The sequence below is a fragment of the Sphingomonas alpina genome, from assembly GCF_014490665.1.
Lineage (GTDB): Bacteria > Pseudomonadota > Alphaproteobacteria > Sphingomonadales > Sphingomonadaceae > Sphingomonas > Sphingomonas alpina.
In genome coordinates this window covers 2,377,574-2,402,940 of record NZ_CP061038.1, presented here as the reverse complement: position 1 = coordinate 2,402,940, position 25,367 = coordinate 2,377,574, and the positions used below count along the sequence as shown (strand labels likewise).

Genomic DNA, 25,367 nt, shown 5'->3' with positions numbered 1-25,367 from the left:
ACAGCGGAAAAACAGGGGTGGACCTTGGGATGGGATCACATTTGATTGGACCACCCGGTCATTCCCGCGAAAGCGGGAATCCCGCTTCTTCTTCTTCGTCTCAGTGCGGGGCAAGGCAGCGGGATACCCGCTTTCGGGGGTATGGCTGAGAAGGGTTCCCTAAAGTCATCTGGCTCTAGCGCCAATCCCGGATCACGCGCTCCAGTCCCGTCACGACCCGCGCCAGCCGCTCGTAATTCACCTTGTCGGGCGTGTCCGCCGCGGTGTGATAATGCGGATAGCGGAACGGCGCGGTATCGGTGATCATCAATGCCGGTATGCCAACCTGGCCGAACGACCAGTGATCCGACCAGTCGATTCCCTGGATGAAGGCCGGCGCGGCGCCGCCGACACTGGGGAAGGGGGCTCGCGCCCGGAACGATCCGATCGTCTTGCGCACGAACGACCGCGAGGAAACCGTGCCGGCAAAGGCGATGAAATCCCCTTTGTCCGGATAGAGCATGTCGAGCGGGGTGGGATAATGCTGGCTATGTGCGCGGTCGCTGTAGAAACCCATCGTCTCCAGCGACATCATGCCGATCACGCGCTCGCCCGACTGTTTCAGGCGTTTGGCATAGACCAGGCTGCCCATCAGCGGGGTCTGAAAATAGGGCGGTTCCTCATTGACGAACAGCACCAGCCTGATGCGATACCGCGCCTTGCCGCGCAGATCGGCGAGTTGCCGCGCCAGTTCGATCACTCCCGCGGTGCCCGATCCATTGTCGTTCGCGCCGGGGGCCAGGCCGGCACTGTCGTAATGCGCGCCGATCACCAGCGTCTGTGCGGTGGGGAGCGTCGGTTCGATCACCACTTCGATGTTACGTACGATCTGCCCATCGGCGCCAAATAGCTGGCGCTGCACCTTGTAGCCGATCCTACTCAACACGCCCTCGATATAGGCGGCGGATTGTTCGAGCTCTTCGGGATGTTCGATATTGTGCGGCGTGCTGGCGATTGCCTCGACATGCGCGCGCAACCGTGTCGCCAATGCGGCCTGATCGGCGGTCGGTGGCGGCAGCTTTCCTGCGTGGGAAATGCCCGGCACTGCGGTCATCCACAGCACCGCAGCCACGGGCAGCAGGAAGATCGCGGCGACGATCGATGCCGCCAGCACCTTTATCCTGCGCTCGCTCAGATCGCCGATCCACTGCAGAAACATCTGCGTCCCTTCACCACCACGTCATGCAGGGTAGCAGCGTTCCGGGCCGGTACTAGCCTTTCAGCCAGGCCCCTTCGCGGAACCATTTGGTGACGATATATTTGGTCCCGCGCACCACCGGCATGCCTTCGTGCAGCGTCTTGTCGTTGGGGCTGCCATCGGGGTTCATATTATTCCAGGCGAGCAGCAGGCCGCGCTTCGGCGCGACGCGGATGCCGGCCTGTGGGAACCAGGTCGCGCCGCCTTCCTCGACATCGTTGAGATAGATCATCGCGGTCCAGGTGCGCTGCCCGCCGCTTGCCTGCATCGCCGCCCAATAGCTTTCGCCCTGATGGAAATAGTCATGATGCGCGCGGAATTGCTGGCCGGGCGCGTATCGCTGGCCCTGCATCGTCTCGCCATGGCTCGGGTCGATGCCGAGCAGGCTGGCGATCGCTTCGTCGGTCGGGCGCACGTCGGGTGACCAGCGATCCATGTCGCAACTCTCGCTGGTGCGGAAACCGTCATCGGCCCGGTCCGACAACAGGGTCGAGGGACGGCGGTTGGCGTCGATTAGCTTGACCAGCTTGCCGCACTGCACCGGGTTGAGGAAATCGAGATGGTAATAGACCTGCGCGGCGTCGATCTTGGCGCGCTTGATCGCGGGATTGGCCTCGAGCCGGCGCGCGGTGGTCGCTCCGGCAAGCTGGCGAACGGGCGAAGCCAGTGTGGGCTTTTTGGCGAATAGGGTCACGACGGCGCAATTTGCCGAGCGAACGCCAAAAGGCAAGACCCGCCGGATTTCTCCCTCCAAAGACAAAGCCCGCCGGGTTTCCCCGACGGGCCTGTCCTGACGAAAAGAACTCGGCTTACCAGAAGATGCCGTACACCGTGTCGACCACTTCGCCGCTGTAGATATCGACCAGCAGCGCATCATTGTAATAGCGCACCCAGCGATATGGGCCATAAGCCTCCGGCAGGCCGTAGCCGTCCGTATCGTCGATCCAGTAACTCTGGTTGAACAGGATCGAACTCAGCGTGAAGCCGATCGAGAAACGGCGATATCCGCCATTCCAGCCATAGGGCGCGTAATAGCGCGGCAGGTGATAGGCATTGCGGTTGCGCAAACGCCGGTCGCTCCAATTATAGCGGCCGTCACGACGCCAATCGCGGTTCCAGGCGCGGTGGTCATTGCCGCGGTTGCCGCGCCAATCGCCATTGCGACCGTCATTACCGCCGCGATTGCCACGCCAGCCGCCATTATTGTCACGGCCGTCATTGCCGCCGCGATTGCCGCGCCAGCCGCCATTATTGTCACGGCCGTCATTGTCACCGCGATTGCCGCGCCAGCCGCCATTATTGTCACGGCCGTCATTGCCGCCGCGATTGCCGCGCCAGCCGCCATTATTGTCACGGCCGCCATTGTCACCGCGATTGCCGCGCCAGCCGCCGTTATTGTCCCGGCCACCATTGTCGCCGCGATTGCCGCGCCAGCCGCCGTTGTTGTCACGGCCGTCATTGCCGCCGGGGCGCGGCTGTATCTGTGGCCGAGGCTGGGGCTGCGGTTGCTGAACGTCGGGCCGCTGCACTTGCGGGCGGCCTTCCCAGCCGCGACCACCCTGTGGCCGGCCTTCCCAATTGCCGCGGCCCGGACCGTTGCCACGACCTTCAAAGTTCGGGCGTGGCTGGGGCTGGGGTTGCTGGATTTGCGGGGCCGGACGCGGGCTTTCGCTGCGCGGTTCCGCACGCGGGGCGCGTTGCTGACCGCCATCATTTCTGTCGCTTTGACGCATCTCGCGACCACCGCGATCTTCACGCTGGCCATTCATATCCCCCGCCGAAGCCATCGACGGGATCAGAGCTGTCGCGGCCATCAAGGCCGCCAATATCGATGCACGCATTTCGAACCCTTCCATAGCACCGGCGCACAAAGGCCCGGTTGATAGGCGTGATGTGCGCCATTCCCGATGAGCCGTTTCTGAATTGCGATGACAGCATTGCGAAAGGTTTCGGGGCAACGCCTATTTGGTGGGCAGCAGCGCGGGAACAAGCCTTGCCGCATCCGCCGGGTCGATCCCGGACGGGACACCAGCGGGAATTGTTTCGTCGCCGCGTTGCGCGCGCGCTGCACGCAGCACCGTCTCGACCAGGCGCGGGTAGATGCCGCAGCGGCACAGATTGGTGATGCCCTCGCGGATATCGTCCTCGGTCGGGTTGCCGTTCTTCTTCAGCAACACGGCAGCCGCCATGATCATGCCGGGAATGCAGAAGCCGCATTGCGGTACATTCTCGGCGATGAAGGCAAGCTGCGCCGGGTGATCGCGCTCGCGCGACAGGCCCTCGATGGTGGTGACGAAGCTTCCTTCGATCGAGCCAATCGTGGTCTGGCAGGAGCGCACCGCCTGGCCGTCGATATCGACCGTGCACGCACCACAATGACCGTTGCCGCAGCCATATTTCGTGCCGGTCAGATTGGACGCGTCGCGCAATGCCCAGAGCAACGGCGTCGCCGGATCCATCCGGTAGTGGACTGGCTGATTGTTGACGGTGAAGCGGGTCATGTGCCGACCTTAGCGATATGACGGGCTTTGCGAAACGGGGCGTTTCCGAACGGCGCATTGCCGGCGAACGACGTGCGGGCGATATTCCCTTCATGACATTGCCCAGCCTTTTCGTGCCCCATGGGGGCGGACCCTGCTTCTTCATGGACCCGGCCGGTGGTCCGCCGGATGCGATGTGGCGGCCGATGCAGGCCTATCTCGCCGGGCTGATCGCTTCGCTGCCCGAGCGGCCTCGTGCGATCCTGCTCGTCTCCGGCCATTGGGAGGAAGATGACATCACCATGCATTTCGGCAACGGCCAGCCGCTGATGTACGACTATTCCGGTTTTCCAGCGCATACCTATCACCTGCAATGGCCCGCGCCCGGCGCGCCGGATGTGGCGCGTCGCGCCGGTGAACTGCTCGCCGCGTCCGGCTTCCCGGTGCGCGAGGAATCGGTGCGCGGCTGGGATCACGGCGTGTTCATTCCGATGATGGTTGCAGTGCCCGGTGCGGACATTCCGCTCGCGCAAATGTCGCTGCGCAAGGATCTGGACCCGGCGGCGCATATTGCGATCGGCCGCGCACTGGCGCCGTTGCGCGATGAAGGTGTCCTGATCATCGGTTCGGGCATGAGCTTCCACAATCTGCGGGCTCGCGGGCCCCAGGTCACGCCGGTCGCCGACCAATGGGATGCGGCATTGACCGCAGCGGTGACTGATCCCGATCCGGCGGCACGGACCGAGCGCGTGATACGGTGGGAAGAACTGCCCCATGCCCGTTTCGCGCACCCCGAGGCGGAGCATCTGCTGCCGTTGATGGTCGCGCTCGGCGCCGGCGGCGATGATCCTGGGGTGTGCGATTATCGTGATCATGTACTGGGTTGGACTGTATCGGGATATCGCTTCGGCTAGATGATTTGCGAACGTTCCCAACGATTATACGCGAGCCCGATTGCCAGATAGTGCGGCAATGCGCCAAGGTGCTTTTCGAGTCACCGGTAGCGTAGACGCCGGACGATAGGGAGCGCCTGAATGCACGTTGATCCGACCACCACGGCACCAGGCACGCTGCCTGTCGATGAAACCGCAACCAAGGGCGTCGATGCACCCGACCTTCAGGTGTTCGTCTTCGCGCTGTTCTTCATCTTCGGCGGCATCACATCGCTGAACGATGTGATCATCCCGAAGCTGAAGGACCTTTTCACGCTCAGCTATGCCCAGGCACTGCTGGTGCAATCGGCCTTCTTCGCCGCTTATTTCATCTTCTCGATCCCCGCCGCCGCGATCGTGCGCAAGGCGGGCTATATGCGCGCCGCATCGATTGGCCTTCTGACCATGACGGCGGGCTGCCTGTTGTTCGTTCCGGCCTCGCAATCGGGCACCTTTGCGGTCTTCCTGCTGGCGCTGTTCGTGCTCGCCGCGGGGATCACCACGGTGCAGGTGGTCTCCAATCCGTTGATCTCGCTGCTTGGTAACCCGCGCACCGCACATAGCCGACTGACCTTTGCCCAGGCATTCAATTCGTTCGGCACCACGATCTTTCCTTATGTCGGATCGATCCTGATCCTCGGTTCGCTGGCTACGGTCGACGTCTCGACGCTGACCGGTGCCGCGCTTGACGCGTATCGCACGGCTGAGACGCAGGTGGTGGTGCGGACCTATCTCGGCCTGGCGGTTGTGCTGGTGATCGTCGCCGCGGTGGTCTGGACCCGCCGCAATCGCCTCGGCAATGTGGTCGATGATTCCGGCAGCGTCCTGAAAGCGTTCGGGCTGCTTGAGCGGCCGCGCTTCGGCCTGGGGGCGATGTGCATCTTCCTCTACGTCGGCGCTGAGGTTGCGATCGGGTCGCTGATCGTGAACTATCTGATGCAGGCTGAGGTGATGGGCTTGGGCGCGGAGAGCGCGGGCAAGCATGTGCCCTTCTATTGGGGCGGTGCGATGGTCGGCCGCTTCATCGGCGCATATCTGCTGCGCATCGTCTCTCCGGGCAAGGTGCTGGCGGCGGTCGCTACGGGCTCGATCACGCTGATCCTGATCTCCGCGAACACCACCGGCGCCGTCTCGGGCTGGGCGCTCCTGGCGATCGGCCTGATGAACTCGATCATGTTCCCGACCATCTTCAGCCTCGCCAGCGAAGGTCTCGGCCGTCGTGCGGCGGAGGGATCGGGGATCATCGCGATGGCGATCGTCGGCGGCGCGATCATCCCGCCGCTCACCGGCCTGATCGCGGATCACTCAACCCTGCAGTTCGCGATGCTGCTGCCGGCACTGTGCTACGCCATCATCCTTGCCTATGGTATTTACGCGCGCCGTCCTGCGCCGGAACTCGCGGCAAGCTAAGCGGTCAGCGCGGCGATCTCGTCGGGTGAGAATCCGCACTCGGCGAGGATCGTCGCGCTCTCCGCGCCCGTCGGCGATGTCGGCGCGACGGTCTCGCTGACCGAATAACGCGGGGCAGGAGCGGGCTGGACGATTCCGCCCACTTCGACGAACGCGCCACGCGCGACATTGTGCGGATCGGCGACCGCCTCGTCGAAACCGAGCACCGGCGCGAAGCACACTTCGTGCCCCTCGAACGCGGCGCACCATTGGTCGCGGGTGCGGGTCTTGAACATCTCGGTCAGGCGCGCCTTGAGCACCGGCCATTGCCGCGGGTCGAACTGCGCGGCCCATTCCTCGCCATCCAGCGCCATGACCTGGCGGAGTGTTGCATAGAATTGCGGTTCGATCGCGCCGATCGAAACCCATTTGCCATCGGCGGTCTCATAGGTGTCGTAGAAATGCGCGCCGCCGTCGAGCAGGTTGGTGCCGCGCGCGTTGCTCCAGCGGCCGGTACCGCGAAAGCCCCAGATCATGCTCATCAGCACGGCCGAGCCTTCGGTCATGGCACAATCGACCACCTGGCCCCGGCCTGTCGCCTTTGCGCTCAGGATCGCGCTGAGCATGCCGAAGGCGAGCATCATGCCACCGCCGCCAAAGTCCCCGACCATGTTGATCGGAAAGCCCGGCTTGCCGCCGGCCGGACCATAGGCATGCAAGGCGCCCGACAGTGCGATGTAATTGATGTCGTGGCCCGGCGCCTGGGCGAGCGGCCCGGTCTGGCCCCAGCCGGTCATGCGGCCATAGACGAGCCTGGGATTGTCGCCGATCAGCACGTCGGGACCGAGTCCGAGCCGTTCCATCACGCCGGGTCGGAACCCCTCGAACAGGCCGTCGGCGGTCGCTGCGATCCGACGCACCGCAGCGATCGCCTCTGGCTGTTTGAGGTCGAGCGTGATCGTGCGACGCGACCGCAGCAGCGGATCGGTGCTTTCCACAGTGACGCTCCTGGCGCCGCCTGGGCGCGCGATGCGGATCACCTCCGCCCCGTGATCGGCGAGCATCATGCCACAGAACGGACCGGGACCGATGCTGCCGATCTCGACGATGCGAATGCCCTGAAGCGGTGGCGCGGTCATGGGGCGGTCTCCGGATTGTCCGCCCCGAGCATCGGTGCTGCGCGGTCGAGCGCGAGGCTGGAGTCGGAGAAGGCGATCGGGGTACGCAGGCCGGGGAGCGTCTGGCCATCGCGATCGAGCGTCAGCGCCATGCCGCGATGGATCACTTGCGGATCTGCAAAGGCCTGAGCGACGGTGTTGATCGGCCCGGCAGGCACGCCGACACCTTCCAGCGTGGCGAGCAACGGGTCGCGATCGAGCAGCGAGGTTGCTGCGGTGATCGCGGCGAACAATGCCGGTTTGTGTTCGAGCCGCCCGGCATTGGTCGCATAGCGCGGATCGCTCGCCAGCGCATCGAGCCCGAGCGCACTGCAAAAGCGCTGATACTGAGCGTCATTGCCGACCGCGAGGATGAACCAGCCGTCGCGCGTCGGGAAGACGGCATAGGGCGACACGTTCATATGCGCGTTGCCGACCCGCGGCGGTGTGACGCCGCTGACGAAATAGTTCATCGCCTGATTGGCGAGCACGCCGGTCATCGTGTCGAGCAGCGACATGTCGATCTGCTGTCCGCGCCCGGTCTTCTCACGCGCCGTAAGTGCGGCCTGGATGGCGATCACCGAATACAGGCCGGTGAAGATATCGGCAAAGGCCACGCCGGTCTTTTGCGGCGCGCCATCGGGCTCGCCGGTCAGGTCCATGATCCCGCCCATGCCCTGGATGATGAAGTCGTAACCGGGGCGATGGGCATAGGGGCCGGTCTGGCCGAAGCCGGTGATCGAGCAATAGACCAGGCGTGGATTGAGTGCGCTCAGGCTGGCATAATCGAGGCCGTATTTGGCCAGTGCGCCGACCTTGAAATTCTCGATCACGACATCGGCGTCGGCGATCAGCGCATGGACTTGCGCCTGGCCTTCGGGCGTACGAAAATCGACCACGACAGACTTCTTGCCACGATTTGTGGCGTGGAAATATCCCGCATCGCGGCTGCCGTCGGGATTGGTGATGAAGGGCGGCCCCCAGGTGCGCGTGTCGTCGCCCTCCGGGCTTTCGACCTTGATCACCTCGGCGCCGAGATCGGCGAGCGTCTGGCCCGCCCATGGTCCGGCGAGGATGCGGGCGAGCTCGACGACCTTCAGGCCGATGAGGGGTGGCGCACCCATGGTCAGAATGCCGCAATCCCCGTGATCGCGCGACCGAGGATCAGCGCGTGGACGTCATGCGCGCCCTCATAGGTGTTGACGGTTTCGAGGTTCATCAAGTGACGCATCACCTGATATTCCCCCGAAATGCCGTTGCCGCCATGCATGTCGCGGCTCATCCGCGCGATGTCGAGCGCCTTGCCGACATTGTTGCGCTTGACGATCGAGACCATTTCCGGCGCGAACCGGCCCTCGTCCATCAGTCGACCGACGCGTAAGGAGGCCTGCAGCCCAAGTGCGATCTCGGTTTCCATATCGGCCAGCTTCTTCTGGTAAAGCTGGTTGGCGGCGAGCGGCTTGCCGAACTGGTGCCGGTCGAGGCCATATTGCCGCGCGGCGTGCATGCAGAATTCGGCCGCGCCGAGTGCGCCCCAGCTGATCCCGTAGCGTGCGCGGTTGAGGCAGCCGAACGGCCCCTTCAGGCCCTGCACTTCGGGAAGCAAGGCATCCTCGCCCACTTCGACGCCGTCCAGCATGATCATGCCGGTGATCGAGGCGCGCAAGCTCAGCTTGCCCTCGATCTTGGGCGTTTCCAGCCCCTTCAGGCCCTTTTCCAGGACGAAGCCGCGAATGCCGCCGCCATGATGGTCGGACTTGGCCCAGACGATGAAGACATCGGCGATCGGCGAATTGGAGATCCAGGTCTTGGCGCCCGACAGGCGATAGCCGCCGTCGATCTTCTCCGCCTTGGTGCGCATCCCGCCCGGGTCGGAGCCGGCATCGGGCTCGGTCAGGCCGAAACAGCCGATCCATTCGCCGCTCGCCAGCTTGGGCAGATATTTATGCTTCTGCTCCTCCGAGCCATAGGCGTAGATCGGATACATCACGAGGCTCGACTGCACGCTCATCATCGAGCGATAGCCGGAATCGACTCGCTCGACCTCGCGCGCGACCAGGCCATAGGCGACATAGGAGGCGCCGACGCCGCCATATTGCTCCGGCACGGTCGGCCCGAGCAGGCCCAGCTCGCCCATCTCGCGGAAGATCGCGACATCGGTCACTTCGTTCTGGAATGCGTCGATGATGCGCGGCGCGAGCTTTTCCTGCGCATAGGCGCGCGCCGTATCGCGGATCATCCGCTCGTCATCCTCGAGCTGGTCGTCGAGGAAAAAGGGGTCCGCCCAGTCGAATTGGCCCATGCCGCTCATGTCAGTCTCCAGAATCTGATCCGCCGTTGCCAGTTTGGCGGGGTTCTTGTCCAGCCGTGGCGGTGATTTGAGCGGCCTTGTCGATGGTCGGCGAACGGTCGGTGCGGTTGGTACCATGGGTTGGAGCAACTCGCAGCCGATTCAACCGGACGACAATATCGTGTTCAGTACTGACACTCTTCGAGTTAACTTTCGAGTAATAATGTTGAGACTGGTGTCCGTTTGATTTGGCTCTAATGCGGGGTCGATCAGCGGATTTATCTCATCCGAACGGGGGCAAATATGTGGCGGAAACAGAGGCTCTGGGCGAGCGCGGCTTGCCTTGTGATTGTCAGCGCGGCGGTTGATGCGCAGGCGCAGTCAATAACCTATCGCTATGACGAGTTTGGTCGGCTGATCGGCAGCACGTTCAGCGGCGGTGTGAACAATGGCCGGCAGACCGCGACATGCTTCGATGCCGTAGGAAACAGGATGCGCTATGACGCAACTGCTGCGGTTCCCGCGGCGTGTGGTGCTGGTCTGTCGATCACCCCCAGCGCGCAGGGCCTTGAAGGGGGGCGGCAACCTTCGCCGTCAGAAAAATCGGATCGACTGCGTCGGTCGTCACGGTATCCTATGCAACCGTCAATGGAACGGCTGTCGCCGGCTCGGACTATACAGCGGCGACAGGAACCCTGACATTCAATCCGACCGATACGGTCGCAACCCTTACAGTAGCATTACTACCCGATAATCTGCCGGAAGGCGTGGAAACTTTCACGGTGGTTCTTTCAAACCCGTCAGGTGCTTCAATATTGAATTCTACGGGTATGACATCGATCGCTGAAAATATCGATACGTGGTTTTCCCCTATAACTGCAGTATCGGGCCAATATCTCCTGTCAAAAGACGGCCGATTCAAATTGATAATGCAAAGCGACGGCGATCTCGTCTTGCTATTCGGTTCCGATAAAATCTGGTCGTCTCAAACAGCTGGAAACCCGGGTGCCTATGCAACATTCCAGGCAGACGGAAATCTGATCGTCTACAAAGCTAATGGGGCAATGGCCTGGGCCACTAACACCGCCGGCAACACAAATGCCCGATTGGTGGTCCAAAGCGACGGAAACCTGGTGATCTATCGATCGAATGGTACAGCGGCTTGGGCAAGTAATACGTGTTGCCGTTAATAACCCTATAAAGCTGTTGGATCGCAGAATATTTCTGTTCTAGAAAAGTTCTATGTATTTAGAGCTTTCTGCCAAAATATATCCAAATAGATAATAAAATTTAGCGGAGAAATTTGATGTCACGCAGGCTCTCGGGCACACGAGTTAGGCGGCATGATCGTATCTTGCTGGCGGTTGTCGCGGCTATTTCTTTTTCTAGTCCCGCGCTGGCGCAAACGGAAGCGCCGGAGGTGGATACAATTGATGAAAATGGTATAAATCTAAAATCATTACGTTTTAGCTCTAGAGCTGAAGATATTTCTATTGGAGCTGGAGAATTCCCGAGTCGACTTAGTATTAATAGAGTCAGTTCACCTGGTCGGTATCATGCATTCGGCATGGGGGATGCAATAAATCTCGATATATTTATTGGAAACGAATATAATGGAGACACGTCTCCTTTGTCGATGAGTAATAAGCAGGCACTTCGTCTGACGATGGGAGGTATAAGCCGGGTATTTGATGTAGATGGATCGCTAACGAGGTTTGAGCCGAGAGATCGTAGCGGTGGATACATTCTGAAAACAGATGAAAATGGAGTAATGGTATTAACCTATTATTCATCGACAGGAGGAGAGTTAAGATTTTTAGTTATTAATAATACAGTTTGCGGTAGAAGCGTCGAGGCCGTCGGGCAGGGAAATATTAACTGCTCCAGGATTTCGCGATGGAGGTCGGCTGAGGGTGTGGATGCCAATTTCTCTTACGCTGTGCGCGGTGGGAGGTCTGTTGGTGCTTTTAAAGAGACAGATTTATTGGAAGTATCTAACACTTTGGGGTTGTCTCTAAAGTTCACTTATTCGAGTTTCAAGGATTCTGGGAGATATACGGAGCCTACCTATGGCGTGACTCAGGTGGTGGCTTCCTCAGATCAACTCGGAGTATGCAATGAAGCAATCGCATGTTCTAGGAAAACGACGTATCAATATAATGTTCTCCCGCCGGTTCTACCAGATGTTTTGGATGACACTAGATTTTTAGTATCAAAAATCACTGATTCAATGAATCAGGAGACGCAGTATCTGCATCCTAGTGACGGAACGTTCCGTATTCGGCGTCCCGCCAACCCGAGTACGGATGCCATGGTTTTGACTATATTGTCGCAAGGCGCGTCAGGGAGCATCAGGCTGGCTGACGGCCTCGGAAATATCTGGAATTATTCGCAATCCGTCAGTTCCTCGAATGTAACGACAATAACGCGTACGGACCCGCTCAACAAATCTCGTGTTTATGAACTCGATGCGCGGGGAAATCTGGTGCGCTTCAAGGACGAGCTGCAGCAGGAGACGCTGTGGACTTACGATTCTGTTGGGCGCTTATACAGATCAAAACAACCAAATGGTGTTGTGACTGATCTGGGCTACGATGGCAGGTATAATATCCGTTATACCGAGGTCAGCGCTGACCCGCCCGGATCGGCCTCAGACATCGTGACTAGCGCCGTATTTGACGATCCGTGCGTCAATCCGAAAACCTGCAACAAGCCGAAGTCGACCACCGATGCGCGCGGAAATGTCACTGATTATACATATGACCCGGTTCACGGCGGCGTCCTGACCATCACCGGGCCGGCTCCATCAGTCGGACAGCCAAGACCGCAGACCCGATATACCTATGCTCTGGTAGCAGGCAGCTATGTCCTTTCGAGCACGTCCGCCTGCCGGACAGCAGCTTCCTGCGCGGGAACGGCGGACGAGATAAAAACTGTTTTCGGCTATGGCGCGAATGGCGTGCTGCCGATATCGACGACCACTCAGTCGGGTGATGGTGGCTTGGTATCCAGTACCAGCATGTCCTACGATGCTCTAGGTAATCTGGTGAGCGTGGATGGCCCTTTGTCGGGTACCAGTGACACGATCTATCGCAGATATGATCGCCTGGGCAGGATGGTCGGGGGAGTGGCGCCAGATCCCGACGGGGCCGAGAGACTAAACCGACCCGCGCAACGGATAACGTACAACGCTAACGGTCAAACCACCAAGACCGAGGACGGCTACGTCAACAGCCCATTGGATGCCGGTTGGGCGGGATTCACGGCAATGCTGTCATTGAGCAGCAGCTTTGATGTCAATGATCGTAAGCTGAAAGATGTGCGCGAGGCCGGCTTCGGTGGTGGGCCGGTTTCTGTAACTCAATACAGCTATGATGCCGTTGGGCGGCTCGATTGTACGGCAGTCCGGATGAATGCGGCGCAATTCGGTACGCTCCCGCCAACTGCATGCACATTGGGGCCGGAGGGAACGTTCGGTGCGGATCGTATCACCCGGAACACCTATGATGCGGTCGGACAGGTGATCAAGGCGACCTCGGCTTACGGAACTCCCCGCCAGGCGGATGTCGCTGCCATGACTTATACCAAGAGTGGAGAGGTCGAGACCGCAAGGGACGCCAATGGCAACACGACCACCTACAGCTATGACGGGTTCGGGCGCCAGATAAAGGTCCGCTATCCGCTTCCCGCAACGGCTTCGGGAGCAAGTTCGCAAACCGATTATGAGGAGTTGGGCTACGACGCCAACGGCAACATCACCAGCCGACGGCGGCGCGACGGGCAAACCATCGGCTATTCCTATGATGCGCTCAATCGGATGACGGTAAAGGATATCCCCGGCGGGACTGCGGCGGATGTCTATTATGGCTATGATCTGAGTGGGGCGCAGACGTTCGCCCGATTTGGTTCGGCAACTGGTGGCGGAATCGTCAACCTGTATGACGGGTTTGGGCGATTGCAGAGCAGCACCAACACGATGGGAGGCGGGGCGCAAGGGGTATCGTATCAGTGGGACGTCGCCGGCAATCGAACCAGGCTGACCCATTTCGATGGCGTATATTTCACCTATGACTATGACGGTGTTGGCCGCGTTACGAAGATCAAGGAGAATGGCGCCGCCACCATTGCCGAAATCGATTATAATGATGATGGACATCGTCGAAGCTTGACCCGCGGCGGCGTTACCACTTCCTATATCTATGGTATAGACGGCTGGCTGACCCAGATATTCGATGATCTCGCTGGCACCGAAAATGATCTCATGACGGGCTACGATAATAACAATGCAGGACAAATATATAGGAAGTCGCTTTCGAACGACGCCTATTCCTTCAAGGGGTATTTTGCCGCAAATGGTCAGCCGATCGCGGATATCAACCGATCATATACGACCAACGGACTGAACCAGTATGTCACGGCAAGCCCGGCGTCATTTTGCTATGATAGCAACGGCAACCTCACATCGGATGGGACCTCGGTTTATCGATACGATATCGAGAATCGGCTGATCGAGAAGCGTGCGCCGATCGGGACCGGCTGTCCCACCGACTATACGGGCGGTCTTGATGTGTCGCTGACCTATGATCCCTATGGCCGCTTGTGGAAGATAGCCCGTACGGTCGGCGGTAAATCGGTTTTCATCTATGATGGCGACAATCTGATAGGAGAGGATCTGGGGGCATCGGGAAGCGATCCGACAACTTTTCCTGCGCCGACGAGCCGGTACGTATTTGGCCCTGGTGCAGACGAGCCGATGATCTGGTACCCGGGCGGCACCTTGAATGGTCGTCGAAGCTTTCAGGTCAATGAACAGGGATCGATCGTATCGGCTGCCGATGCGACCGGCGCGCTGGTCGGCGTCAATGCCTATGATGAATATGGCATTCTCAGCTCGACGGTTGCGGCGCCGGGAACCCGGTTCGCTTATACCGGGCAGACTTGGATCCTTCCGCTCGGCATGTACTATTACAAGGCACGCATCTACTCGCCGACCTTGGGACGTTTCATGCAGACCGATCCGATCGGCTATGGCGATGGGATGAATCTGTATCAATATGTCGGAGGGGATCCAATCAATACTACCGACCCAAGCGGATTGGCCGGCAATTGCCCGTTCATTACTCTTTGTGCTGGCGGGGGTGGGGGGCTACCCGGCAACGACAATGGCAATGGTGGCGGCGGTGGGAATCCCATCCGTGACAATAGCGGCCAATCCAATTTCGGTGGCTGGAACGCATTGAACGGGATGGCCAACAATGCGTTGAAGTTTCGGAGTACGGTTGGCGCTGATACGTTGGCGAAAAAGGATTGCTATTTCACACCGGGAGTAATGACTTGCCGCCCTCGCGAACCAAGGCCTGATCCTAGAAAGACTGCGGCGAGAAACATCTTGGTTTGCAGTCTACTTGCACAGTCGCGCTGGAGCTTTGAAGGTGCGCAACAGCGCGCTTTGGACGTAAGGAATCCCGCACACGGCCCCAAAGATTGGAACAACGAGACATACCGGAATGCCGAGAATTTCCTGTATGCTGCTGAAAAGGGATACAATGATGCCGAGGTGTGGACCTATCAGAATCTAATAAAGCCTTTAAAGCGGATCACCCGTGGTAGTAGTCCATATTCTGTAGACGCATTGCAGGCGGGCTATGATGGTAATGATTTTCATAAAGCAACTAAGGCTGATATGAGGAATTGGTGTAAAAATGTGGGGTAAAAGATATTGGGGTCTTCGCGTAATCATAAACGCGACTCTAGCAATCTTGATGGCGCTCTATTTTGTTTCATTGCCTGAGAGAAGTTTGATGCTTTGGCCAAGGGTATTAACTACCATACTTCTTTTTGTTGGCGTTATTGGCTTGATTGCTGATATAAAGAGCGCCAGGATTTTTGGAGTTTTTGGTATCATTATTTCGTGGATTGTAATGTTGCTGCTTGCGCTTCCTGACTTGTCGCAGTCCACTACGCGTTTGGAAGTATATTTACGTGGTATGTTAATAACAGGGGCCGCCATCGTCTGGATGTCCTTATACCTTATGGCCGGGACGAAGGCGCTTAATATACAGGAGTTTAGCGAGCATGATTGAGCGCCTGAGCGCCTGAGCGGTTGGCATGCCGCATAACTGCAAATGGGCATTGCAAAGCAGCAAGTGTCGGGCAGATTAGCGCGGGTTTGTTGGACGGAAAGAACAAGTGGCAGACCATAAATACCAATGATCAGCTGGGGCACGCGGAAATCGCAGAACATCCTTGGTAAAATGCCAAAGGAATAGTTACGGTGGCGTCCAGGTGCGCTCTGCAAATTAGTACCAATTTTGGTTCTGGCGTAGTCGTTAGTTATACGTTCACATTTTACGTTGGTGTGCCTGTGTCGGCTGTTGCGATGTACGGTCGCCGCCGAAGAGGTGATAAATGCGAAGCGCCTGCATCAAGGTGGGATTGAAAAGGGCGCACCAATTAACGGCTGAACTAAACATCAACTGCCGCCTAAACCCCCAGCACCCGATCATCGAACAACCCGAACGCCAGCGTCGAGGCATAAAACGCCACCGCCCGGTCGCGCGGCATGGTGCCGGCCCATTTGCGCATGTCGAACGCGGCGTTCTGCAGCGCCATCAGCGCTTGCGCCGCGATCAGCGAGTCGATCGCACGGATCGAGCCTTCGGCGATGCCGTCGCTCATCGTGCCGGCATAACGGCGGGCGATGCGGTTCGAGCGTTCGACCATCGCGCGGCGTACGCTGCTGGGCAGGCCGTGCAGCGCCGTGGTGCGGAGCAGGGGGCCGCGTTCCGAGAACTGGATATCGCACAGCGTCGCGATGGTGCTCGACAGGCGGTGCCAGTAACTGCCGCCGCGTTCGTCGGCCTGATGCTGGGCATCGGCGATCGTGTCGAAGCTGCGCTTGTAGCAGGCGATGACCAGATCGTCCTTGGCGTCGAGATGATGGTAGAAGCTGCCCTTGGTGACGTTCAGCTCCGACGCGATCTTCTGTACCGAGGCGCCGCGATAGCCGAGTTCGTTGATCAGCCGCGTCGCGGCGAGCAGGAACGCCTCGCGCCCCGGCTCCGACTCGTCATGGTCGAGATCGATCAGCTCCGGCGTCCAGTCCTGGCCCATCGCGGCAATCCCGCGTTCGAACACATCCATCAGCCGCTTTTCGACCCGGTCGAACTGGTCGAGCTCGTAACGCACCAGCCAGACCGGCAGCCAGAAGGTGTTTTCGAGCAGGACGTGCGCGCGCGCGCCGAACAGGTCGGTCTGCGCGCGGTTCCTGCCCGGTCCCCACAAGCTGCGCGTCTTGCGGAACACGTCGCGCCAGGCGGCCATCAGCTGGCCGCGCATCGGTTCTTCCATCGCGCGCAGGTCGGACAGGACGGCGAACGGCGTTTCGAGTCCCTGCTCGATGCGGGTCAGTCGTTGCATGTTGATCGACAAATACCGGGCGACGCGCTGCTGCGGCGTCGGCTCCTTCATCGCTTCGTCGAGCATTTCCTGCAGCCGGTCGAGCGTGTTCTCGAAACAGGCGGTGGCGAGGTCGTCCTTGCGCTTGAAATAATAAGTGACGCTGGTGGTGTTGAGCCCGACACGGCGCGCCACGTCGGCGAAAGTCATGCCTTTCGCGCTCTGTTCGTTGATCGCCTGGGCGGCGGCGGCGAGGATCGCGTCGCGCTTCGCGCGGAAACGCTTCGTGCCGCTCTCGTCGTCCTGATAGGCTGTGTCCGGTTCCCCCATGACGGATATGTATCAGTATCTTTTCGAAGAAACAGTGTTTTTTCGAATGGCGCGATATCCGGCTATTTCATCGCTTATGACGCTTTACCGAAAACGCGGTACGGTCTAACGAACCCGGGCTAGAGCCGTAGGAGAAAGCATATGGATTTCACGTTGAGCGAGCGGGAGACCTATTTTCGGGACCGCGTAAAGAGCTTTATCGATCAGAATATCCGACCGCGGCAGGACGATTACAACAAGCAGAGCCATGAGGGCGATCGCTGGAAGGTGATCCCGGTGATCGAGGAGATGAAGGAAAAGACCAAGGCGGCCGGCCTGTGGAATTTCTTCATGCCGCCGCATTCCGGGCAGAGCCATGTCGACGACAGTTTCGAGTTCGAAGGCACACAGCTCACCAACCTCGAATATGCGTTATGCGCCGAGGAAATGGGCAAGGTCGGCTGGGCATCGGAGTGCTTCAACTGCTCCGCGCCGGACACCGGCAATATGGAGGTGCTGCATCGCTACGGCACGCTGGAGCAGAAGGAAAAGTGGCTCCGCCCGCTGATGAACGGGGAGATCCGCTCGGCCTTTCTGATGACCGAGCCGGCGGTGGCATCGTCGGATGCGACCAATATCGAGACACGCATGGAGCGCGATGGCGATCACTATGTGATCAACGGCACGAAATGGTGGTCGTCGGGCGTCGGCGATCCGCGCTGCAAGATCGCGATCACCATGGGCAAGACCAATCCGGAAGGGTCGCGCCACAGCCAGCAAAGCCAGATCCTGGTGCCGATGGATGCGCCGGGCGTGACCATCAAACGCATGCTTTCGGTTTATGGGTATGATCATGCGCCGCACGGGCATGGCGAGGTCGTGCTCGAAAATGTCCGCGTGCCGGTCGAGAATGTGCTGCTCGGCGAAGGGCGCGGGTTCGAGATCGCGCAGGGCCGGCTCGGGCCGGGCCGCATCCATCATTGCATGCGGACGATCGGCGTTGCCGAAATGGCGATCGAGTCGATGGCCAAGAGGTTGCTGACGCGCGTCGCATTCGGCAAGCGCATCGCCGATCATTCGGTGTGGGAGCAGCGTATCGCCAAGGCGCGCATCGATATCGAAATGACCCGGCTGCTGTGCCTCAAGGCGGCCGATATGATGGACAAGGCGGGCAACAAGTCCGCGCAACTCGAGATTGCGATGATCAAGGTGGCGGCGCCCAATATGGCACTGCAGATCATCGACGATGCGATCCAGGCGCATGGCGGCGGTGGCGTATCGAGCGACTTCCACCTTGCGCATGACTGGGCGGCGATGCGCACGCTGCGCTTTGCCGATGGTCCCGACGAGGTGCACAACCGGGCGATCGCACGCAATGAATTCGGCCGCTACGCCGATCTGCCCGAGGCGATTGCCGCCAAGGAGCAGGTGCGCCGCTAACGACCTCGACCGGCACCGACGAAACACCCCGGCCTGTACCGGGGGAATGGAGATGGAATGAAAGCAGCCGTTCTTTTCGAGCCTGGAACACCGCTTCAGATCGAGGATGTGACAATATCCAGCCCCGGCCCGCGCGAGGTGCTGATCCGCACCGTCGCGGTCGGTGTGTGCCGGTCGGATCTGCATTTCGTCGACGGCGCTTACCCGCACGCACTGCCGACCATTCCCGGCCATGAAGCGGCGGGCGTGGTCGAGGCGATCGGCAGTGACGTCTCCACGGTCAAGGTCGGCGATCATGTCGTGACCTGTCTCAGCGTGTTCTGTGGCCACTGCGAATTCTGCGTCACCGGCCATATGCATCTCTGCATCGACAGCAGCGTACGCCGTCCCAAGGGCACGGCATCGCGGCTGATGCTGGGCGACCGTATCGTGCATCAGATGCTCAACCTGTCGGCCTATGCCGAACAGATGCTGGTGCATGAACATGCCTGTGTCGCGATCGACCGGGACATGCCGCTCGATCGCGCCGCGCTGATCGGCTGTGCGATTACCACCGGGGCGGGTGCGGTGTTCAACGTCGCCGATGTGACGCCCGGCGAAACCGTCTGCGTGGTCGGCTGCGGCGGGATCGGGCTGGCTGCGGTCAATGCGGCAAAGATTGCCGGCGCGGGCAAGATCATCGCGGTCGATCCGGTACCGGAAAAACGCGCGCTGGCCGAAAAGCTCGGCGCGACGCACAGCGTCGATGCCCTGTCGGACACGGCGGCCGAGCAAGTGGTCGAGGCATCGCGCGGCGGTGTGCATCACGCGATCGAGGCGGTCGGCCGGCCGCAATCCGCGGCAACCGCGGTCAAGGTGCTGCGGCGCGGCGGCACCGCGACGATCCTCGGCATGATGCCGCTGGGCGAGAAGGTCGGGCTATCGGCGATGGACCTGCTTGCGGGCAAGAAGCTGCAGGGCGGACTGATGGGCGGCAATCGTTTCCCGGTCGATATTCCGCGGCTGGTCGATTTCTACCTGCGCGGCGATCTCGATCTCGACTCGATCATCGCCGACCGGCTGCCGCTCGCGCGGATCAACGATGCGTTCGACGAATTACGGCGCGGCGACAGCGTCCGCTCGGTGATCGAGTTCGCGTGATGGCGAGCGATGCGCAAAAGACCATGGTCGGCACCGTCGCGGTCGAGGAGCGCGATCGGCTTGATCTGGCGGCGCTCGATGCCTGGCTGAAGGGTCATGTCGCGGGCTATGCCGGGCCGCTCAGCTACACCAAATTTGCCGGCGGCCAGTCCAATCCTACCTATCGCCTGGAAACACCCGACCGTGCCTATGTGCTGCGGCGCAAGCCGTTCGGGCCGATCCTGCCCTCGGCGCATGCCGTGGACCGCGAATATCGCGTCATCGCCGGGCTGCATCCGACCGGTTTTCCGGTACCGCAACCTTACGGCCTGTGCGAGGACGATGCGGTGATCGGATCGGCCTTCTACGTGATGGAGATGGTCGAGGGGCGAACGATCTGGGACGGGTCGATGCCCGATGCGACACCGGCCGAGCGGCGCGCCCATTATGACGCGATGGTCGACACATTGGCGGCGTTGCACAATCTCGATTACGCGGCGGCCGGGCTCGAGGCCTATGGCAAGCCGGGCAATTATTTCGAGCGCCAGGTTGCACGCTGGACCAAGCAATATCGCGCCTCGGAAACCGAGCCCATGCCGGAGGTCGAGGCACTGATCGAATGGCTGCCCTCGACCCTGCCGGAACAGACACGCACTTCGGTGGTGCACGGCGATTTTCGCATCGACAACATGATCTTCGCTGCCGGTGAAGCGAAGGTGATCGCAGTGCTCGACTGGGAGCTGTCGACGCTGGGCGATCCGCTGGCCGATTTCTCCTATTTCCTGATGAACTGGGTCACTCAGCCCGAGGGGCGTTCGGGCGTGATGGGCCTGGCGGGCGAGGAAACCGGCATTCCCACGATCGAACAGGTGGTGGCGCGCTATTGCGCGGCGACCGGGCGCGACGGGGTGCCGCAGCTCGACTGGTATTTTGCCTATAATCTGTTCCGCCTGACCGGCATCGTCCAGGGGATCAAGAAGCGCATCGTCGACGGCACGGCATCGAGTGCGCAAGCGGCCAAGACCGCTGAGCGGGTCGGCGGGCTTGCCGCGGCGGCATGGGCCTTTGCGCAAAAGGCCGGCGCCTGACACGACCGAATAGGGAGAGGGTGAGGATGAGTTTGTTCGATCTGACCGGCAAGGTCGCCATCATCACCGGATCGACCAAGGGGATCGGCAAGGCGAGCGCATTCGAGCTGGCCGAACACGGCGCCAGGGTTGCGATCTCAAGCCGCAAGCAGGATGCCTGTGAGGCAGTCGCGGCGGAGATCAACGCGAAATATGGTGAAGGCACCGCGATCGCGGTCGCGGCCAACATCTCCGACAAGGACGGGTTGCAGAATCTGGTCGATGAGACGCGCCTCGCGTTCGGGCAGGTCGACATACTGGTCTGCAACGCCGCATCGAACCCCTATTACGGGCCGCAATCGGGTATCTCCGACGAGCAGTTCCGCAAGATTCTCGACAACAACATCGTGTCGAACCATTGGCTGATCGGGATGGTCGCACCGGAGATGCGCGAGCGGCGTTCGGGCAGCATCGTGATCATCTCCTCGATCGGCGGCATTCGCGGTACCCCGGTGATTGGGGCTTATGCGATCTCCAAGGCCGCCGACATGCAGTTGGCGCGCAACCTCGCGCATGAATTCGGACCTGACAATGTGCGGGTGAACTGCATCGCGCCGGGGCTGATCAAGACCGATTTCGCCCGCGCCTTGTGGGAAGACGAGGCGGCGACCGCGCGGCGCAATGCGACGACGCCGCTTCGCCGCATCGGCGAGCCCGACGAAATTGCCGGCGCCGTGGTGTTCCTCGCCGCACCGGCCAGCGCGTTCATGACGGGTCAGACGATCGTCATCGATGGCGGTGTCACGATCTGATGAGCTGACGCGCTAACCCATCCCCGTTCGTGCTGAGCCTGTCGAAGCACCATCCTTCTGAGAGCGATGCGGGGAAACAGAAAGAACGGCCCTTCGACAAATGCGGGGCGAACGGGAGTTGGAAGATGGCAAGGTTCACCGGCAAATCGATCATCGTTACCGGCGCGGGGTCGGGCATCGGGCGCGCGGCATCGTTGCTGTTCGCGAGTGAGGGCGGGCAGCTGCTGTGCGCCGACAAGAGTGATGCGGTGAATGAGACGGCCGCACTGATCGCCAGCGCCGGCGGCACGGCACATGCGCTCCAGATCGATGCCGGCACCGAGGAGGATGTGGTCCGCGCGGTCAATACCGCGTGCGACCATTATGGCGGGCTCGACGTGATGTTCGCCAATGCCGGTATTTCGGGCGGCATGGCCAATATCTTCGACACTGACGTGTCGCTGATCACCGAGGTGCTCAGGGTCAATCTGATCGGCCCCTATCTGGCGATCAAGCATGCCGCACCGAAGATTGCGGAACGGGGCGGCGGGGCGATCGTGCTCACCGCGAGCGTCGCGGGCATTCGCTCGGGTGCGGGCAGCCCGGCTTATTCCGCGTCGAAGGCGGGCGTGATCAACCTGGCGATGGTGTCGGCGCAGCAGCTTTCGGGATCGAATGTCCGCGTTAACGCGATTTGTCCCGGGCTGACCGAGACGGGCATGACCAAGCCGACCTTCGATTATGCCCGGGAAGCCGGCAAGACCGACCGCATCGGGCGGCTCAACCCGCTGCGCCGCGGCGCGCAGCCCGAGGAACTGGCCAAGGTCGCGGCATTTCTTGCCTCAGACGATGCGAGCTATGTCAACGGACAGGCGATCGCAGTCGATGGCGGCCTGTCGTCGAGCCATCCGGTGACCAAGCAGGAATATGGCAAGACGGCAGTTTAGGAGATTTCTGACACGTGGTTCGGTCGATCTGAACTCGCTGACGGACAGGTTTCTGAAGGGAGCCAAAGACAGAAATGAGTGCTTCCCCGGCGAAGGCCGGGGGCCAGTCGGGAGACAGGTGTAACTGCTGTTGCGCTCCATTATTTCTTCTATTTCAACTGGGCCCCGGCCTTCGCCGGGGAAGCATTCTTGATTTGAGAATTGCGCGTTAAGCTGCGTCAATAGCGAGGCCGAAAACGGATCGACCTCAGAAGGGGGAGAGAGCGATGACCGACACACCGACGGGCTATCCACGCGCCAGGGGCTGGTTCGCCGCCCTTGGTCTCATCCTCATCCTGGCCGGCGCATGGCTTGCCGCATCGATCCAGACCTCGGGTGGGATCAGTGTGCGCGATATCCGCTTCGCCGGCACCAACGGCACGACGATGAGCGCGTTACTCTACGTCCCGCGCGCCGCGACGGCGGCAACGCCAGCGCCGGGCATCCTTGCGGTGCACGGCTATATCAATTCACGCGAGACGCAGGATGGCTTCGCCATCGAATTCGCGCGGCGCGGCTATGTCGTGCTGGCGCTCGACCAGACCGGCCATGGTTACAGCGGTGGCAAGGCCTTTTCGAACGGCTTTGGCGGGCCGGACGGGCTCGCCTATCTTCGCTCGCTGCCAATGGTCGACAAGGAGCAGATCGGGCTGGAGGGGCACAGCATGGGCGGCTGGACCGTGCTCGCCGCCGCCGCGGCGATGCCTGATGCCTATCGCTCGATCGTGCTCGAAGGTTCCTCGACCGGCGCGCCCTACGCCAAGGACGGCAGCCCGGCCTGGCCGCGTAATCTGGCACTGGTGTACAGCCTGTACGACGAATTCTCCGGGCTGATGTGGGACAGTCCGCGCGCAATGGATCTTGCCGGCAGTGCAAAGCTGCAGCGCGTGTTCGGGTCGGGCGGGGCGGTCGAGCCGGGCAAGCTTTATGGTTCGGTCGATGCAGGGACGGCACGGGTGCTTTACCAGCCGGCAACCACTCATCCTGGCGATCATATTTCGTCCGCCGCGATCGGCCATGCGACCGACTGGTTCGCACGCACATTGAAGGGTGGTACGCCGCTGCCGGCGAGCGATCAGCTTTGGTACTGGAAGGAAATCGGCACCGGGATCGGGCTGGTCGGGTTCGTGCTGCTGATCCTCGGCACATTCGACCTCCTGCTGCGCAACACACCGTTCCGTGTATTGCAGGCGGCGGCGATCCCGGCGGTCGCCGAGCGCGACGCCCGTTGGCGGCGCGGCATGTGGCTGACGACACTGGTGCCGGTTCTGCTGTTCTTCCCTGTCTTCATCGCGATCTTTTTGCTGGTTCCGGCGACGGTGGTCCTGCCGCAGACCGTGACGACTCAGGTCGCGCTCTGGGCACTGCTCTGTGCGGGCGCTGGCATATTGCTGCGGCGCTTCGGCCCGGTGCCGGTGCCGACGCCCGCATCGCCCTGGCTGGCCGCGATCGGCCTTGCGCTGGCGACGGTGGCGGTCGGTTATCTGGTCGTCTTCCTGGTCGACCGTCTGTTCATCACGGATTTGCGCCTGTGGATCCTCGCGGTGAAATGGCCGAGCGCGTGGCAATGGAATATCGCGTCAATCTATCTGGTACCGATCACCATCGCCTATCTTGTGACCTTGCGCGGGGTGCACGGCCTGATGGTGCAGGGCGACAGCGCGGGGCGGCAGTATCGCACCGCGATGACCGCCATGGCGGGCGCCTTCGCCGGTGTGTTCGCGCTGGTCTATGCCGGCTTTTTCGTCACCGGCACGCTGATCACCGGCTTCGATCCGCTCAGCACGGTGATCGCGTTGCAGTTCGTCGCGATCCTGCCGGTGATCGCGATCATCGCGACCTTTGCCTGGCGGCGCACCGGGAGCCACCGTGCCGGTGCGCTGATCGTCGGGTTGCTGGTCACGCTTTATGTCTGCGCAGGGACCGCGACGCAGGGCTAGATGGGGATTTGACAGGCGTTCCGATCCTGCGCACCCTTGCGTCATACACGGGGAGGCAGCGATGCGGGGGTTTTTCATCGGCTTGGCGGCGTGCGGATTTCTGGTGAGCGCGGTACCGGCCTTCGCGCAGGATGCGGGAGACTCAGGGGCAGGAGCAGGAGGAGGCGAGGAGATCGTCGTCACCGGGATGCGCAGACTGGATCCCGACGACGACGACAATGATCGCGCCAAGGAAAAGCCGGTGCCCATGCCGGCGGCGATTCAGATGCTCCGCCGCACCGCCGACTTCGCGATTCAGCAGGTCGTCATTGTCGGCGACACCAGCGATGAGGATGAGCGCCACACCGAAATCTACGCGATGACGCGCAAGGCGATCGACCTTGCCCGCCAGGGCGGGGTGCAGGTGGCAAGCGGCGAGATCGTGGTCGAACCGTTGACGCCCGCCAATTACAAGGACCTGAAGATCGTCGAGGACGACCACAGCCGCGGCGAACTGGTCAAGTTTCTCGTCAAGGTGCCGCTTGAACCGAACATCGATGCGAAAGCGGCGCTCGCTCGGATCGACAAGTTCATCAAGCTGGTGCCCACCGTGGGTCGCGCCGAGATGAAGGCTTATAGCGAATTGACGCTGAGCGTGGTCAATCCCGAACAATATCGCGGGGCGATCATCGATCTGGTGGCGAAGGATATGGCGGCGACCAGTACGCGCTTCGGTCCCGGCTATGGCGTTGAGGTCACCGGGCTCGACCGGCCGGTACAATGGAAACGCGCAGGCTTGACCGAAGTGCAACTGTTCCTGCCGTCGGCGACGACGGTACGCCCGCGCAACTGA

The 25,367-nt window shown here is 61.0% G+C and carries 20 protein-coding genes; 12 read left to right on the top strand and 8 right to left on the bottom strand.

Annotated elements, in window-relative coordinates; all coding sequences use genetic code 11:
• Positions 1-175: 175 nt before the first annotated feature.
• The 4 genes from H3Z74_RS11070 to H3Z74_RS11055 form a co-directional block, all read right to left on the bottom strand.
• Positions 176-1,198 carry a M28 family peptidase gene (locus H3Z74_RS11070; RefSeq protein ID WP_229727027.1) on the bottom strand — a complete coding sequence of 341 codons (1,023 nt, stop codon included), beginning with the start codon at positions 1,196-1,198 and terminating at the stop codon, positions 176-178.
• A gap of 52 nt (positions 1,199-1,250) precedes the next feature.
• Positions 1,251-1,931, bottom strand: coding sequence for a prolyl hydroxylase family protein (locus H3Z74_RS11065; RefSeq protein ID WP_187763925.1), 681 nt, complete (start codon positions 1,929-1,931; stop codon positions 1,251-1,253).
• Between the two features lie 115 nt (positions 1,932-2,046).
• A complete protein-coding gene (locus H3Z74_RS11060; protein WP_229727026.1) occupies positions 2,047-3,051 on the bottom strand; it encodes an RcnB family protein in 1,005 nt (334 codons plus the stop codon).
• A gap of 147 nt (positions 3,052-3,198) precedes the next feature.
• Positions 3,199-3,738, bottom strand: a complete 540-nt coding sequence (locus H3Z74_RS11055) for a (2Fe-2S)-binding protein (protein WP_187763923.1) — start codon at positions 3,736-3,738, stop codon at positions 3,199-3,201.
• 92 nt (positions 3,739-3,830) lie between these two features.
• Between H3Z74_RS11055 and H3Z74_RS11050 the strand changes: the two genes are divergently transcribed.
• Positions 3,831-4,631: a DODA-type extradiol aromatic ring-opening family dioxygenase gene (locus H3Z74_RS11050; protein WP_187763922.1), complete on the top strand. Its 801-nt coding sequence runs from the start codon at positions 3,831-3,833 to the stop codon at positions 4,629-4,631.
• A 120-nt stretch (positions 4,632-4,751) separates the two neighbouring features.
• The gene (locus H3Z74_RS11045; RefSeq protein ID WP_187763921.1) at positions 4,752-6,059 is read left to right on the top strand and encodes a sugar MFS transporter; all 1,308 of its coding nucleotides are present in this window, start codon (positions 4,752-4,754) and stop codon (positions 6,057-6,059) included.
• Here the strand turns inward: H3Z74_RS11045 and H3Z74_RS11040 are convergent.
• The 3 genes from H3Z74_RS11040 to H3Z74_RS11030 are packed head-to-tail and all read right to left on the bottom strand — an operon-like array spanning position 6,056 to position 9,506.
• The gene (locus H3Z74_RS11040) at positions 6,056-7,177 is read right to left on the bottom strand and encodes a CaiB/BaiF CoA transferase family protein (protein WP_187763920.1); all 1,122 of its coding nucleotides are present in this window, start codon (positions 7,175-7,177) and stop codon (positions 6,056-6,058) included. The two genes, H3Z74_RS11045 and H3Z74_RS11040, sit on opposite strands and share 4 nt — an antisense overlap.
• Positions 7,174-8,319, bottom strand: a complete 1,146-nt coding sequence (locus H3Z74_RS11035) for a CaiB/BaiF CoA transferase family protein (RefSeq protein ID WP_187763919.1) — start codon at positions 8,317-8,319, stop codon at positions 7,174-7,176. The genes H3Z74_RS11040 and H3Z74_RS11035 overlap by 4 nt, the downstream gene beginning before the upstream one ends.
• A gap of 2 nt (positions 8,320-8,321) precedes the next feature.
• Positions 8,322-9,506 carry an acyl-CoA dehydrogenase gene (locus H3Z74_RS11030; protein ID WP_187763918.1) on the bottom strand — a complete coding sequence of 395 codons (1,185 nt, stop codon included), beginning with the start codon at positions 9,504-9,506 and terminating at the stop codon, positions 8,322-8,324.
• A gap of 581 nt (positions 9,507-10,087) precedes the next feature.
• Between H3Z74_RS11030 and H3Z74_RS24880 the strand changes: the two genes are divergently transcribed.
• From H3Z74_RS24880 to H3Z74_RS11010, 3 genes are all read left to right on the top strand, one after another.
• Positions 10,088-10,675 carry a Calx-beta domain-containing protein gene (locus H3Z74_RS24880; protein ID WP_187764274.1) on the top strand — a complete coding sequence of 196 codons (588 nt, stop codon included), beginning with the start codon at positions 10,088-10,090 and terminating at the stop codon, positions 10,673-10,675.
• Positions 10,676-10,791: 116 nt separating this feature from the next.
• Positions 10,792-15,198, top strand: a complete 4,407-nt coding sequence (locus H3Z74_RS11015) for an RHS repeat domain-containing protein (protein ID WP_187763916.1) — start codon at positions 10,792-10,794, stop codon at positions 15,196-15,198.
• Between the two features lie 49 nt (positions 15,199-15,247).
• Positions 15,248-15,568: a hypothetical protein gene (locus H3Z74_RS11010; RefSeq protein WP_187763915.1), complete on the top strand. Its 321-nt coding sequence runs from the start codon at positions 15,248-15,250 to the stop codon at positions 15,566-15,568.
• Positions 15,569-15,968: 400 nt separating this feature from the next.
• On the opposite strand, the gene H3Z74_RS11005 is transcribed toward H3Z74_RS11010, so the two are convergent.
• The gene (locus tag H3Z74_RS11005; RefSeq protein WP_187763914.1) at positions 15,969-17,213 is read right to left on the bottom strand and encodes a TetR/AcrR family transcriptional regulator; all 1,245 of its coding nucleotides are present in this window, start codon (positions 17,211-17,213) and stop codon (positions 15,969-15,971) included.
• Positions 17,214-17,354: 141 nt separating this feature from the next.
• Between H3Z74_RS11005 and H3Z74_RS11000 the strand changes: the two genes are divergently transcribed.
• The 7 genes from H3Z74_RS11000 (at position 17,355) to H3Z74_RS10970 (ending at position 25,367) form a co-directional block, all read left to right on the top strand.
• Positions 17,355-18,632 (top strand): acyl-CoA dehydrogenase family protein, encoded by a 1,278-nt coding sequence (locus H3Z74_RS11000; protein WP_187763913.1) that lies wholly within the window; start codon positions 17,355-17,357, stop codon positions 18,630-18,632.
• A 57-nt stretch (positions 18,633-18,689) separates the two neighbouring features.
• Entirely contained in the window at positions 18,690-19,772 is a 1,083-nt protein-coding gene (locus tag H3Z74_RS10995) for a Zn-dependent alcohol dehydrogenase (protein WP_187763912.1), read from the top strand.
• Complete coding sequence (locus H3Z74_RS10990; RefSeq protein ID WP_187763911.1) at positions 19,772-20,839, top strand: phosphotransferase family protein; 1,068 nt, start codon at positions 19,772-19,774, stop codon at positions 20,837-20,839. Before H3Z74_RS10995 ends, H3Z74_RS10990 begins: the two co-directional genes overlap by 1 nt.
• Before the next feature lie 26 nt (positions 20,840-20,865).
• Entirely contained in the window at positions 20,866-21,630 is a 765-nt protein-coding gene (locus H3Z74_RS10985) for an SDR family NAD(P)-dependent oxidoreductase (RefSeq protein WP_187763910.1), read from the top strand.
• Between the two features lie 125 nt (positions 21,631-21,755).
• The gene (locus tag H3Z74_RS10980) at positions 21,756-22,556 is read left to right on the top strand and encodes an SDR family NAD(P)-dependent oxidoreductase (protein WP_187763909.1); all 801 of its coding nucleotides are present in this window, start codon (positions 21,756-21,758) and stop codon (positions 22,554-22,556) included.
• 266 nt (positions 22,557-22,822) lie between these two features.
• Positions 22,823-24,535: an alpha/beta hydrolase family protein gene (locus H3Z74_RS10975; protein WP_187763908.1), complete on the top strand. Its 1,713-nt coding sequence runs from the start codon at positions 22,823-22,825 to the stop codon at positions 24,533-24,535.
• A gap of 61 nt (positions 24,536-24,596) precedes the next feature.
• A complete protein-coding gene (locus tag H3Z74_RS10970; RefSeq protein WP_187763907.1) occupies positions 24,597-25,367 on the top strand; it encodes a TonB-dependent receptor in 771 nt (256 codons plus the stop codon).